The sequence below is a fragment of the Glycomyces sp. NPDC021274 genome (genome assembly GCF_040641195.1).
GTDB lineage: Bacteria > Actinomycetota > Actinomycetes > Mycobacteriales > Micromonosporaceae > Glycomyces.
The window spans coordinates 1-13,595 of the sequence record NZ_JBFADC010000014.1 but is presented as its reverse complement, the minus strand read 5'-3'; the positions used below and the strand labels follow the sequence as shown (position 1 = coordinate 13,595).

The following is a 13,595-nucleotide window of genomic DNA, read 5'->3' as shown; positions in this document are numbered from 1 at the left end:
GCGGCCGTCCGCACGTATTGACATCCATGTATTTCAATGACAGGATGTCGGGTGGTAACGCTCCCAAACCCCATCGGAGGCGAGCACTCCATGCCGCGACCGCACTCGCGACGGCGCCTCGGCGTCGCCGTCATCACCGCCCTCCTCCTCGGATCGGCCGCCGCCGCTCCGGCCGCGCTGGCGCAGGACGAGGAACCCACGAACCTGATCACCAACGGCGACTTCGCCTCCGGCACCACCGGCTGGTGGTCGACCGCCAACCTCACCGGCGAAGCGGCGGACGGCGAATGGTGCCTCGACGTCCCCGGCGGCACCTTGAACGCCTGGGACGCCATCATCGGCCAGAACGACCTCCCGCTCGTCGCGGGCGAGTCCTACGAGCTCCGGTTCACCGCGCGGGCCTCGGCCGACTTGAGCGTCCGGGCGCTGGTCCAGCGCGACGTCGACCCCTGGCCCACCGCGCTCGAGGAGTTCCCCGGGCTGACCGCCGAGGCGCAGACCTACAGTTACAGCTTCACCGCCAACACCGACTGGAGTGACGCGCAGTTGGCGTTCCAGATCGGGCGCCACGCCGAGCCGTGGCAGTTCTGCCTATCGGAGGTCGCCTTGCTCACCGGAGCCGAACCGCCCGTCTACGACCCCGACACCGGCCCGCGCGTACGGGTCAACCAGGTCGCGTACTTCCCTGACGCCCCCAAGCAGGCCACCCTGGTCACCGACGCGACCGACCCGGTCCCGTGGCAGCTCCACGACGCCGCCGGAACCCTGGTCGCCCAAGGCGAGTCCTCCCCGCACGGCGACGAGTCCACTTCGGGCGAGTCCGTGCACGTGATCGACTTCTCCGCCGCGACCGCCACCGGCGAGGGCTTCACCCTCACCGCCGACGGCGAGACCTCCTACCCGTTCGCCATCGGCGGCGACGTCTACGGCGACATGGCGGTCGACGCGCTGTCGTTCTACTACCCGCAGCGCTCGGGCATCGCCATTGACGATGGCATAGCCCCCGGCTACGGCCGCGAGGCCGGGCACGTGGACGTCGCGCCCAACCAGGGCGACGGGGCGGTCCCCTGCTACGGCGGCGCCTGCGACTACACGCTCGACGTGACCGGCGGCTGGTACGACGCCGGCGACCACGGCAAGTACGTCGTCAACGGCGGCATCTCGGTCGCCCAGGTCATGAGCGTCTACGAGCGGGCCCTGCACGCCCCCACCGGCGACGTGAGCCGCCTCGGCGACGGCAGCCTGCGCATCCCCGAGCACGGCGACGGCGTCCCCGACGTCCTCGACGAGGCCCGCTGGGAGATCGAGTTCCTGATGGCGATGCAGGTCCCCGCCGGCGAGGAGCTGGCGGGCATGGCCCACCACAAGATCCACGACGAGAACTGGACCGGACTGCCGCTCATGCCCGCCGACGACCCGCAGGCGCGCTTCCTGGAACCGCCGTCGACGGCGGCGACGCTGAACCTGGCGGCCGCGGCCGCGCAGGCAGCCCGGCTGTTCGAGCCCTACGACGCCGAGTTCGCGGCGCAGGCCCTGGAAGCGGCCGAGACCGCCTGGGCGGCGGCACTGGCGCACCCGGACGTGTACGCGGTCGACCGCGGCGCGGGCGGCGGCCCCTACGGCGACAACGACGTCACCGACGAGTTCTACTGGGCCGCAACCGAACTATTCCTGACCACCGGCGCGAAGACCTATGAGGAGCACGTGCTCGGCTCGGAGCACCACGAGGCCGACACCTTCGGCCCCGGGGCCTTCTTCTGGGGCAGTGTGGCGACGGTCGCCAAGCTCGACCTGGCCCTCGTCCCCAACGCCCTGCCGGGCCGCGAGGACGTGGTCGCGCAGGTCGTGGCCGGCGCCGACCACTACCTGGAGCTGCAGGCCGCGAGCCCGTGGGGCCTCTCCTACGGCTCGAACGGGACCTTCGACTGGGGCTCGAACAGCGCCGTGCTCAACGAGCTGGTGGTCGTGGCCACCGCCTTCGACCTCACCGGCGAGGCGCGGTACCGCGACGGCGTGCTGACGGGCCTGGACTACCTCCTCGGCCGCAACGCGCTCGGGAACTCCTATGTGACCGGGTACGGCTCGCACGACTCGCGCAACCAGCACAGCCGCTGGTACGCCAACCAGCTCGACCCGAGCCTGCCCAACCCGCCGGCCGGGACGCTCGCAGGCGGCCCGAACACCGTGGCGTCGACGTGGGACCCGGTCGCGCAGCGCTGGCTCACCGGCTGCGCGCCGCAGCGGTGCTACATCGACGACATCGGGTCGTGGGCGACGAACGAGCTGACGATCAACTGGAACGCCCCGCTCGCGCAGATCGCGAACTTCGCGGCCGACCAGGCGGCGGACGTCGCCGGCAAGCCGTCGTGCAACGTGGAGTACCGGATCAACGGCCAGTGGCCGGGCGGGTTCAACGCGCAGGTCATCGTCACCAACACCGGTGACGAACCGCTGAAGGACCTCACGCTCACGTGGGCGCTGCCGACCGGCCAGTCGATCGTCCACTCGTGGAGCGTGGCGCTGGTCCAGGAGGGCCACCTGGTGACCGCCACCGAACTGGGCGGCGGCCACGAGCTCAAGCCGGGCCGGACTTACACGTTCGGGCTCATCGGGAGCAAGGACGCCCGCACCGCGGTCGCCCCCGCATCGGTGACCTGCTCGGCGGGATAGCAGTCAGGGTCGCCCCCGGGCGACCCTGAGCACGGCGAAGGGGCGGTCCATGGTGTCAGTGGACCGCCCCTCAATTCCGCTCACATGCCTGGTGGTCGGCGCCCCCCGTGCTCAGACCGGCGGCAGCCCGGTCCGCGCATGAGGTGCCGCGCAGACCGCACCTAGCGGCGTGCTTAGTCCTTGTGGCCCTTGCCGTCGATCCACACGTGCGAGTCGTCGAACTCGCAGGAGGCGTTGCCGGCCGTGAGGAGGTCGAGGACCTGGATCACGTTGATGTCGCTGACGTTCACGCAGAAGTTCGACAGGACGTTGACCCCGCCGAAGTCGTTCTGGTCGAAGTCGTAGTCGTTCGACGACGAGTACGCCATCGCGGGCGAAGCAGCGCCGACGGCGATGAGGGTAGCGGCCCCCGCGGCCGCTGCGCCCATGAGTGCTTTGCGAAGCATGAAGGCTCCTTGTTAGACGTGATTGGACAGTCCTGATTGTCGGGACTGCGTGAAACTCTAAGGGATGCCGCGGTGATGTCGCGACATTTCACGGCGTTTCTTCCAAAAAAACACTTTCACAATCATTTGCAAGACTTTCGCATGTTCTCGCGGCGAAACGCGAGGTCATGAGGAAGAGAAAGGCGCGATGGCGACCGCGGCCGCGGTGCCCGCGAGCATCGCGGGACCGTAAGGAAAGTCCTTGCGCCCCATGGCCACGACGACCGCGGCCTGTCCCCCGCCGATGAGCACCGTGGCCGCGAGCGCGATCAGCGCCGCGGGCCATCCGGTCCAGCCGAGGATCAGGCCGAGGAGCCCCGCGAGCTTCACGTCGCCGAAGCCGACATGGCCGGTCGCGCAGCCGATGCCGTACAGCGCCATCGCGGTCGCGGCGCACGCGGCGGCCCGCAGCAGCGTGTCGGGATCGCCCGTGGCGATGAGCAGCGTGCCCGCCAGCGGGTAGGCGGGGAGGATGAGCACGTCCGGCAACCGCCGCTGGTAGACGTCGATCCAGCCGGCCGCGATGCCGACCGCGGCAACGGTGCCGAGCGCGAAGCCGTGCAGCAGTCCGTCTGCGCGCCAGGCGATCAGGAGCGCCGCGGTGAGGCTCACGACCTTGATGAGCCGCGGGTCGGGATGGCGGTCGGTCGCCAGGGCGACGCAGCGGCCGAGGCCTGGACCAGCGAGGAGGGCGGCAGTGGCCGCGCCGATATAGAGGGCACCGGGGATGAGCACGCTGCGATGCTCGCATTCCGTTGCGGCCGAATGCGGGAGCGACGCGGCCGAGTTCGGCCGCGTCGCCGGTGTCGTGCGTCTTCCGTTGCGGCACCGCGGGACCGGAGGGCGCGATGCCGGTCACGGGCGGCGGGCGGGAAGCCCCTCGGCCGGAAGGCCACGGTCCCGCCGAGCCGTCGGAGCGGTCCGGCCGGCGTGTCGGCGCAAGCGCTTCGGAGCGGCCTCCTAGCGCTTGGCGGCGGTCTTCCTGCCGTTGCCGGCTTTGGCCCTTCGCGCCGCCGCGCCGTCGACTTTGCCCTTGCCGTCGAGGCCGAGCAGCGGGCGCAGGTACGCGCCGGTGTGGCTCGCGCTGATCGCCGCCACCTCCTCAGGCGTGCCGGCCGCGACGAGCGTGCCGCCCTTGTCGCCGCCTTCGGGCCCGAGGTCGATGACCCAGTCCGAGCACTTGATCACTTCGAGGTTGTGCTCGATGGTGATCACGGTGTTGCCCTTGTCGACCAGGCCGTCGAGCACGCCGAGGAGCTTGCGCACGTCCTCGAAGTGCAGGCCGGTGGTCGGCTCGTCCAGGATGTACACGGTCTTGCCGGTCGAGCGCTTCTGCAGCTCGGAGGCGAGCTTGACGCGCTGCGCCTCGCCGCCCGACAGGGTCGGGGCGGGCTGGCCGAGGCGCACGTAGCCGAGGCCGACGTCGTTGAGCGTCTTCAGGTGCCGGTGGATCGTCTGGATCGGCTCGAAGAAGTCGGCGGCCTCCTCGATGGGCATGTCGAGCACGTCGGAGATGGTCTTGCCGCGGTAGTGGACCTTGAGCGTGTCCCGGTTGTAGCGGGCCCCGCCGCACTCCTCGCAGGGCACGTACACGTCGGGCAGGAAGTTCATCTCGATCTTCAGCGTGCCGTCGCCGCTGCACGCCTCGCAGCGCCCGCCCTTGACGTTGAACGAGAACCGGCCCGGGCCCCAGCCGCGGACCTTCGCCTCGGGCGTGCCCGAGAAGAGCTTGCGGACCTTGTCGAACACGCCCGTGTAGGTGGCCGGGTTGGAGCGCGGCGTGCGCCCGATCGGCGACTGGTCGACGCCCACGACCTTGTCGACCCCGTCGATGCCGGTGATCGTGCGGTGCCGGCCCGCGACGATCTTCGCGCCGTTGACCTCGGCCGCGAGGGTGTTGTAGAGGATCTCGTTCACGAGCGTGGACTTGCCGGAGCCGGAGACGCCCGTGACCGAGACGAGGCAGCCCATCGGGAAGGCCGCGTCGATGCCCTTGAGGTTGTTCTCCGTGGCGCCCTTGACGACCAGCTCGCGGCCGTGGTCGGCCGGGCGGCGCTGCTCGGGCACCGGGATGTGCTTGCGGCCGGAGACGTAGTCGCCGGTGATCGAGCCCTCGGCCTCGGTGAGGCCGGCGACCGGACCGGAGTAGATGACGTGCCCGCCGTGCTCGCCCGCGCCGGGGCCGATGTCGACGATGTGGTCGGCGACGCGGATCGTGTCCTCGTCGTGCTCGACCACGATCAGCGTGTTCCCCAGGTCCCGCAGCCGCTCCAGGGTCGCGATGAGCCGGTTGTTGTCGCGCTGGTGCAGGCCGATCGACGGCTCGTCCAGCACGTACAGGACGCCCACGAGGCCCGCGCCGATCTGCGTGGCGAGCCGGATGCGCTGGGCCTCGCCGCCCGAGAGGCTCCCGGCGGCGCGCGCGAGCGTCAGGTAGTCGAGGCCGACGTCGAGCAGGAACTGCAGGCGGGCCTTGACCTCCTTCACGATCGGCGCGGCGATGATCGAGTCGCGGTTCGAGAGCTTGAGCGCGTCGAAGAACACCGAGCAGTCCGCGACCGAGAGCGTGCAGACCTCGTGGATGGACAGGCCCTCCACGGTGACCGCCAGGACCTCGGGCTTGAGCCGGGTCCCCTCGCAGGTCGAGCACGGGATCTCCCGCATGAACTGCTCGTACTTCTCGCGGGTCCACTCCGAGTCGGTCTCGTGGTGGCGGCGCTCGACCCACGGCACGACGCCTTCGAAGCGCGTCTCGTAGGAGCGGCGCTGGCCGCGCTTGTTGCGGTAGGAGACCTGGAGCGTCTCGCCGTAGCCGTAGAGCACGGCCTTCTGCGCCCGGTCCGGGAGGTCGGCCCAGGGGGTGTCGACGTCGAAGCCGACCGCCTCGCCGAGGGCGACGATCTGGAACAGGAAGTAGTCGCCCATGCCGACCGAGGACCAGGGCGCGAGCGCGCCGTCGCGGATGCTCGACTCCTGGTCGCGGATGACGAGCTCGGGGTCGACCTCCTTGCGCACGCCGAGGCCGTGGCACACCGGGCAGGCGCCGAACGGCGCGTTGAAGGAGAACGTGCGCGGCTCGAGCTCGTCGAGGGACAGCGGGTGGTCGTTGGGGCAGGCGAGCTTCTCGGAGAAGCGGCGGGTCCGGTTCGGGTCGTCCTCGGGGACGTCGACGAAGTCGAGCACCACGACCCCGTCGGCGAGGCCGAGCGCGGACTCCACCGAGTCGGTGACGCGCTGGATCGCGGAGGCCTTGACCGCGAGGCGGTCGATGACCACGTCGATGTCGTGCTTCTCCTGCTTCTTCAGCTTCGGCACGTCCGTGAGGGCGTACACCTCGCCGTCGACCCGCGCGCGGGCGTAGCCCTGCTGCTGGAGGTCGCCGAAGAGGTCCACGAACTCGCCCTTGCGCTTGCGCACGACCGGCGCCAGGACCTGGAAGCGGGTGCCCTCGGGCATCGCCATGATCTGGTCGGTGATCTGCTGCGGCGACTGGCTGACGATGGCCTCGCCGCACTGCGGGCAGTGCGGGACGCCGATGCGGGCGTACAGGAGGCGCAGGTAGTCGTAGATCTCGGTGATGGTGCCCACCGTCGACCGCGGGTTGCGGGAGGTGGACTTCTGGTCGATCGACACCGCGGGCGAGAGCCCCTCGATGAAGTCGACGTCGGGCTTGTCCATCTGGCCGAGGAACTGGCGGGCGTAGGCCGAGAGCGATTCGACGTAGCGGCGCTGGCCCTCCGCGAAGATCGTGTCGAACGCCAGGGAGGACTTGCCGGAGCCGGACAGGCCGGTGAAGACGATGAGCGAGTCCCGCGGGAGGTCGAGGTCGACGTCCTTGAGGTTGTGCTCGCGCGCGCCGCGCACGACGATGGTGCCGGCGCCGTGCCGTTCGGCGGGCGTGTGCGATCGGGCGGGAGATTGCGTTCGGGAATCGGTCTGAAGGTGCTCGTTGGCCACGGTGGGAATCTAACGTTCGGGTCCGACAGTTCTGGGAGGCCCGCTGTTCGAAAGCGGCTCCGCCATACGAGGCTACTCCCCCGCACCGTGCGCTTTCGTTCGTCGATGTGACGTTTGCCTCACCGTTCACGCATACGAAGGCGGGTCCGGTCGAAGCGAACGCGCGAGCGCCAGCCCGACCGGACCCGCCTTCGCCGGCAGGAATCAAGCCTTGCGGGTGACGTGTCCGGTCAGTCGAACCGGTACAGGTCGTAGTCGTCCATGATCCCGATGAGCTTGTCGGCGTACTCGGGGTCGGTGGCGTAGCCGGCCTTGTGGATCTCCCGCGCGAAGCGCTTCGGGTCGTTCGCGTGGTCCATGGCCGTGGCGTAGCGCGACCAGTTCGCGAGCAGGTCGCCGTGGTCGCGGTACGAGGCCGCCACGTTCGCGTAGGCGCGGAAGGTCGCGTTCATGTCGAAGCAGCCGCCGGTGGGACTGCACTCGAAGGTGGCGTAGTCGCGGCAGCCGATGGCGTGGTCGCCGGGCGAGCCGAAGCACTTCATGCCGAACAGGTTGTGGTCCTCGCGGGCCAGGGCCCCCTTGCCCCAGCCGGACTCGAGGATCGCCTGCGCGATGGTCACCGAGGCGGGCACGCCGGTGGCGCGGTCGCTGGCCTGCGCGGCGGGCGCGTGCGCGTCGATGAATCCCGCGGTGCCGCCCCGCGGGACCGACGGCGGGTCCTGGCCGCACCAGGGCAGCCACGGCTCGCCCGCGCTCCACTTGATGTAGGCGGCGGAGACGTAGCGCTTGTCGCCGATGCGGTACCAGGCGCCGGTGTCGCGGACGGGGCCGTCGACCTCCTGGCCCCAGGCCTGGCATTCGACGGTGATGCCGGTGCCGTTGGCGTACGCGCCCTGCCGTCCGGCCGACGAGTTCGCGGCGGCGCGGATGTTGAGCTCGCCGCCCTTCGTGCTCACGGCGGCGTTGGTGGCGGCCTTGGTGGCGGCCGAGCACCACGGCACGGGCTGCGCGGGCGACCAGGTGACGTACGCGTTCGAGATCCAGCGGTCCTTCCCGATGCGCAGCCACGTCGCGGTGGTGCGCACGTGGCCGCTGATCTCCTCGCCCCGGACCATGCAGAACACCTCGGGGCTCGCACCCTTGGCGAGCGTGCCGGCGGCCTTCTGGTCGGTGGCCGGGCCGGTGCGGACGTTGAGCGTGCCGCCTTCGGTGGCGATGATCGCACCGGTGATCTTGGCGTGTCCAGGGGCCGCGCCGACGAGGATCGCCCCGGCGGCGAGCGCGAGAACCATAACGAATCGGATAGATATATGGAATACGCCCATAATCGGCAGTCTAGGCATCGAAGGATTTTCTGTCACTGAAAGGCGCAATGTGAACAACCCTCGGTGAGTGGGCGCGAAATCTGGTGTCCGCGATCACCTGGGTTGACGCCAGGTCCGTCTCGTGCTTGAGCGACAATGGTCGTCGTGTCTACACGCTCTGATCTGCGCAACATCGCCATCGTCGCCCACGTCGACCACGGCAAGACCACGCTCGTCGACGCCATGCTGAAGCAGGCTGGCGCCTTCCGCGAAGGTGCCGCCGTCGACGACCGCGTCATGGACTCCGGTGACCTGGAACGCGAGAAGGGCATCACGATCCTCGCGAAGAACACCGCGGTCCACTACACCAACCCGGCCGACAACTCCGCGATGGTCATCAACATCATCGACACCCCGGGCCACGCCGACTTCGGCGGCGAGGTCGAGCGCGGCCTGTCGATGGTGGACGCCGTGGTGCTCCTGGTCGACGCCTCGGAGGGTCCGCTCCCGCAGACCCGCTTCGTGCTCCGCAAGGCGCTCACCGCGCGCCTGCCGGTCATCTTGTGCATCAACAAGACCGACCGTCCGGACGCTCGCATCGACGAGGTCGTCAACGAGACCTACGACCTGTTCCTGGACCTCGACGCGGACGAGGACCAGATCGAGTTCCCGATCGTCTACGCCTGCGCCCGCGACGGCGTCGCCTCGCTGAACAAGCCCAAGGACGGCACGGTTCCGGAGGACTCCGACAGCCTCAAGCCGTTCTTCGACACCATCATCGAGCACGTGCCCGCGCCCGAGTACACGCCCGGCGCGTCGCTCCAGGCCCACGTCACGAACCTCGACGCCGACAACTTCCTCGGCCGCATCGCCCTGTGCCGCGTCGAGGAGGGCGAGCTGCGCAAGGGCCAGACCGTCACGTGGATCAAGCGCGACGGCTCGCAGCAGAACGTGCGCATCACCGAGCTGCTCATGACCGAGGCGCTCACCCGCAAGCCCGCCGAGATGGCGGGCCCGGGCGACATCTGCGCCATCGCGGGCATCCCGGACATCATGATCGGCGAGACCCTCGCCGACCCGGAGAACCCGGTCGCGCTGCCGCTCATCACGGTCGACGAGCCGGCGATCTCGATGACCATCGGCACCAACACCTCCCCGCTGGTCGGCAAGGGCGGCAAGGGCCACAAGGTCACCGCCCGCCAGGTCAAGGACCGCCTCGACCGCGAACTGGTCGGCAACGTCTCGCTGCGCGTGCTCCCGACCGAGCGCCCCGACGCGTGGGAGGTGCAGGGCCGCGGCGAGCTGGCCCTCGCCATCCTGGTCGAGCAGATGCGCCGCGAGGGCTTCGAGCTCACCGTCGGCAAGCCCGAGGTGGTCACCAAGGTCATCGACGGCAAGGTCCACGAGCCGGTCGAGCGCATGACCATCGACTCCCCCGAGGAGCACCTGGGCGCGATCACGCAGCTCATGGCGACCCGCAAGGGCCGCATGGAGACCATGACGAACCACGGTTCGGGCTGGGTCCGCATGGAGTGGCTCGTGCCCTCGCGCGGCCTCATCGGCTTCCGGACCGAGTTCCTGACGCAGACCCGCGGCACCGGCATCGCGCACTCGATCTACGAGAAGCACGAGCCGTGGTTCGGCGAGCTGCGCACCCGCAACAACGGGTCGCTCGTGGCCGACCGGGCCGGGGCCATCACCGCGTTCGCGATGATCAACCTCCAGGAGCGCGGCGTCCTGTTCTACGGGCCGACCACCGAGGTGTACGAGGGCATGATCGTCGGCGAGAACTCGCGCTCCGACGACATGGACGTCAACATCACCAAGGAGAAGAAGCTCACCAACATGCGCGCGGCCGCGGCCGACTCCACCGAGAACGTGGTGCCGCCGCGCCTCCTGTCGCTGGAGCAGTCGCTGGAGTTCTGCCGCGACGACGAGTGCGTCGAGGTCACCCCCGAGACCGTGCGCATCCGCAAGGTCGTGCTCGACCAGAAGGAGCGCGGTCGCAGCGCTTCGAAGGCCAAGCACAACAAGTAGGCACTGCACATGAGAAGCGGGCCCGACCGATGGTCGGGCCCGCTTTCGTCGCGCTTGCGGTTACTTGTCGTCCTCGCCGCGCTGCCGCTCGGCGAGGAAGGTCTCGAAGGCCGCGCCGAGCTCGTCGGCGGTCGGCATCCGGCCGTCCTGGAGCATCTCGTCGGCCTCGGCGGCCTCGGTGAACGAGTCGTACTGCTCCTCAAGGGTCTTCACCACGTCCGCGACCTCGTCGGACTCGGCGACCTGCTCGGCGATGTCCGAGTCCACTTGGGCGCGTTCGAGTTCCAGCTCCTCGTCGGAGGGCAGGTCGAGGCCGGTTGCCTCGCGGATGCCCTCGAGGAGGCGGAGCGAGGCGGCCGGGTAGGTCATCTGCATGACGTAGTGCGGCACGTGCACCGACAGGCCGATCGCGTCCCGACCGGACTCGCCCAGGCGGTACTCGAGGAGGCCCGCGGCATTGCCGGGGACCGTGACCTCGTTGAACACCGGGCGGTTGTCGAAGACGAGCTCGGGCCGGGTGGCGTGCACGGTCATGCCGAGCGGCCGGGTGTGCGGCACCCCCATCGGGATGCCCTGGAAGCCCAGGGTGAGCGGCACGTGCCAGTGCTCGACCAGGTCCTCCACCGAGTCCACGAAGCGTTCCCACGCGAAGTCGGGCTCCGGGCCGGTCATGAGCAGGAACGGCTTGTCCGAGGCGTCCCGCATCAGGTACACGACCAGCTGCGGGGCCTCGAAGTCGGACCAGCGGTCGATCGAGAACGTGAGATTGGGCCTCCGGGACCGGTAGTCGATGAGCTGGTCCACGTCGAACGACGCGACCGGGGTGTGCTCGCAGGTCTTGAACAGGTGGTCCACCACCCCGCGACCCGCTTGGCCTGCGTCCATGAACCCGTCGAGGAAGTGCAGCAGCACCGCTCCCCGCGCGTCGGCCGGTTCCGCCAGGACCTCGCACAGTGCCCAAGGGTCAACGTTCAAAACAATCGGCTCCTTCTTCCTTGACGCCTTCGATGCTAACGCCCGGGGCCGATCCCCGATTCCCCCTCGTGGAGAAGTTCGGAGAAGGTCACCCCCAGACGTCGAACACCGGCGCGGGCGAGGTCGCGGGGCGAACCCCGAAGTAGCCCAAGGCGAACTCGTTGATCTCCTTGAACGCTTCACCGGTGGTCGAGCCGCCGCCCCCGCCTCCGGGGACGTAGACGCTGACGGCCACCACGTACTGCGGGTCCTCGGCCGGGGCGAAGCCCACGAACGAGGTGATGTTGCCGGGGGCGTACTGGCCGTCGACGACGAGGCTGCCGGTGCCGGTCTTGCCGGCCAGGTGGTAGTTCTCCAGCTGCGCGTTGCGGCCCGTGCCCGTCTCGGCCGCGATGGGCGCCTGCAGCAGGTACTGGAGGCTCTCGGCGGTCTCCTGCGAGATGACGCGGTGCGTCTCGGGCTCCGGCTGCTCAACGACGGTGCCGTCGGCCTCGATCAGCTGCTCGACGAGCGTGGGCTGCACGTACACGCCGTCGTTCGCGATGGCGCCGTAGAGCGCGGCCATCTGCATGATCGTGGCGGTGCCCTCGTGGCCGATCGGGACCGAGCCCGGGGAGGTGCCGGACCAGTGCTGCGGCTCCTGGAGGATGCCCGAGGCCTCGCCCTGGATGCCCACGCCCGTGGGCTGGCCGAGGCCGAACGCGAGCTGGTACTCGTACAGCTTCTCCTTGCCGATGCAGTCGGCGAGCTGGATGGTGCCCACGTTCGAGGACTGGGCGATGATCCCGGCCAGGCTCAGCACCGCGTCGCCGTGCTCGTAGCCGTCCCTGTAGACCTGGTCGCCCTTGGTGATGCTCTGCTCGACGGGCATCGTGCCGTCCGGCTCGATGCACCCCTCTTCGAGGGCCGCGGCGAACACGATCGCCTTGTGGATCGACCCGGGGTCCACAGTGGCCTGCGTGCCGTAGTCGCGGTACACCTCGGGATCGTCCACCTTGAACGGGTTGGCCGCGTCGTAGGTCGGGGTGGAGGCCATCGCCAGCATCTCGCCGGAGCCGACCTCCATCACCATCGCCGAACCGAACTCGGCGTCGTGCTCCTTCACGGTCTCCTGCAGGATGTTCTGCACCTGGAACTGGAGCTTGTCGTCGAGGGTGAGCTGGAGGTCGTTGCCGGGCAACGCCTCCTCCTCGCGGTAGAAAGCGCCGGGGATCGGCAGGCCCGACTGCTGGCTGCGCTCGTAGGAGACCTCGCCGTCCTCGCCGGAGAGCCAGTCGTCGTACGCGGCCTCCAGGCCGCCGAGGCCGTTGCCCTCGCTGCCGGTGAACCCGATGACGTTGGCCGCCAGGTCGTGTCCGGGCACCATGCGGCTCTCGTCCTGGCCGATGACGAGCCCCGGGTTCTCCATCTCGCGGATCTGGTCGCCGACCGCGAGGTCGACGCCGCGCTGCAGGTACGCGAAGCGGATCGGCTCGCCCTGCGCGGTCTCCTTGGTGGCGATGATCGGTTCGAGGTCGGAGGCCTTGCGGCCCAGGAGCGGCCCCAGGGTCGCGGCCAGCTCGGCGGGGTCGCCCTTGACCATGCCGGGGTCGACGGCGATGTAGTTGGCCTCGATCGAGTAGGCGAGCCGGTTGCCGTTGCGGTCGAGGATCGCGCCGCGCTCGGCGGGCAGCGGCTCGGTGGTGAGGCGCTGGTTCAGCGCCTCCGCGGCGTACGCGGCCGAGTCGGTGACCTGGAGCTGCACCAGGCGTGCGCCGGAGATGAGCAGCAGGATCATGACGAACGCCGAGGCCATGCGCAGGCGCCGCCGGGGGTTGCCGAGGCGCGGCAGGCTCGCGAGCGGCCGGACCTCGATCGGGCCCGTGGGCCGGACCGTGCCGCGCGGGCCGCCGCGGCGCGGCGGGTTGATCGGCCCGGTGCGGCGGGGCGGTGTCGGACGCACGGTCCCGGTGCGGCGCAACGGCTCCGAGCGCACTGCGGTGCGCCCGGGCTCCGGTTCGGCCGGGCGCGGTTCGGTGATCGTGCCGGTCTCGCGCTGGCGGCGCTCGCGGGAGCGGGCCGCGGCCTGGGGGGGGGGGCGGGGCGGCCGGGGGGCGGGGGGGCGGCCCGGGGCGGGGGGGGGGTTGGTGGGGGGGGGGGGGGCGCCCGCGCGGCCGCCCCGCCCCCC

At 70.2% G+C, this 13,595-nt stretch carries 8 protein-coding genes; 2 read left to right on the top strand and 6 right to left on the bottom strand.

The genetic code is table 11. The features are described 5' to 3' along the window. The first annotated feature begins 90 nt into the window (after nucleotides 1-90). Entirely contained in the window at nucleotides 91-2,670 is a 2,580-nt protein-coding gene (locus tag AB0I03_RS23175) for a glycoside hydrolase family 9 protein (protein ID WP_360416164.1), read from the top strand. Nucleotides 2,671-2,843: 173 nt separating this feature from the next. On the opposite strand, the gene AB0I03_RS23170 is transcribed toward AB0I03_RS23175, so the two are convergent. The 4 genes from AB0I03_RS23170 to gsmA form a co-directional block, all read right to left on the bottom strand. Then, nucleotides 2,844-3,116: a hypothetical protein gene (locus AB0I03_RS23170; protein WP_360416162.1), complete on the bottom strand. Its 273-nt coding sequence runs from the start codon at nucleotides 3,114-3,116 to the stop codon at nucleotides 2,844-2,846. Between the two features lie 165 nt (nucleotides 3,117-3,281). Beyond that, nucleotides 3,282-3,890 carry a prepilin peptidase gene (locus AB0I03_RS23165; RefSeq protein WP_360416160.1) on the bottom strand — a complete coding sequence of 203 codons (609 nt, stop codon included), beginning with the start codon at nucleotides 3,888-3,890 and terminating at the stop codon, nucleotides 3,282-3,284. A gap of 225 nt (nucleotides 3,891-4,115) precedes the next feature. Next, nucleotides 4,116-7,025: an excinuclease ABC subunit UvrA gene (gene uvrA / locus AB0I03_RS23160; RefSeq protein WP_360416437.1), complete on the bottom strand. Its 2,910-nt coding sequence runs from the start codon at nucleotides 7,023-7,025 to the stop codon at nucleotides 4,116-4,118. Between the two features lie 317 nt (nucleotides 7,026-7,342). Next, on the bottom strand, nucleotides 7,343-8,404 hold the full coding sequence (gsmA, locus tag AB0I03_RS23155) for a sporangiospore maturation cell wall hydrolase GsmA (protein ID WP_360416158.1): 1,062 nt from the start codon (nucleotides 8,402-8,404) through the stop codon (nucleotides 7,343-7,345). A 177-nt stretch (nucleotides 8,405-8,581) separates the two neighbouring features. Between gsmA and typA the strand changes: the two genes are divergently transcribed. After that, entirely contained in the window at nucleotides 8,582-10,453 is a 1,872-nt protein-coding gene (gene typA, locus AB0I03_RS23150; RefSeq protein ID WP_360416156.1) for a translational GTPase TypA, read from the top strand. Between the two features lie 60 nt (nucleotides 10,454-10,513). Here typA and AB0I03_RS23145 read toward each other — a convergent pair whose 3' ends face one another. Both AB0I03_RS23145 and AB0I03_RS23140 read right to left on the bottom strand, forming a co-directional pair. Then, nucleotides 10,514-11,428 (bottom strand): PAC2 family protein, encoded by a 915-nt coding sequence (locus AB0I03_RS23145; protein ID WP_360416154.1) that lies wholly within the window; start codon nucleotides 11,426-11,428, stop codon nucleotides 10,514-10,516. A gap of 88 nt (nucleotides 11,429-11,516) precedes the next feature. Then, nucleotides 11,517-13,370: a penicillin-binding protein 2 gene (locus tag AB0I03_RS23140; RefSeq protein WP_360416152.1), complete on the bottom strand. Its 1,854-nt coding sequence runs from the start codon at nucleotides 13,368-13,370 to the stop codon at nucleotides 11,517-11,519. Nucleotides 13,371-13,595: the final 225 nt, after the last annotated feature.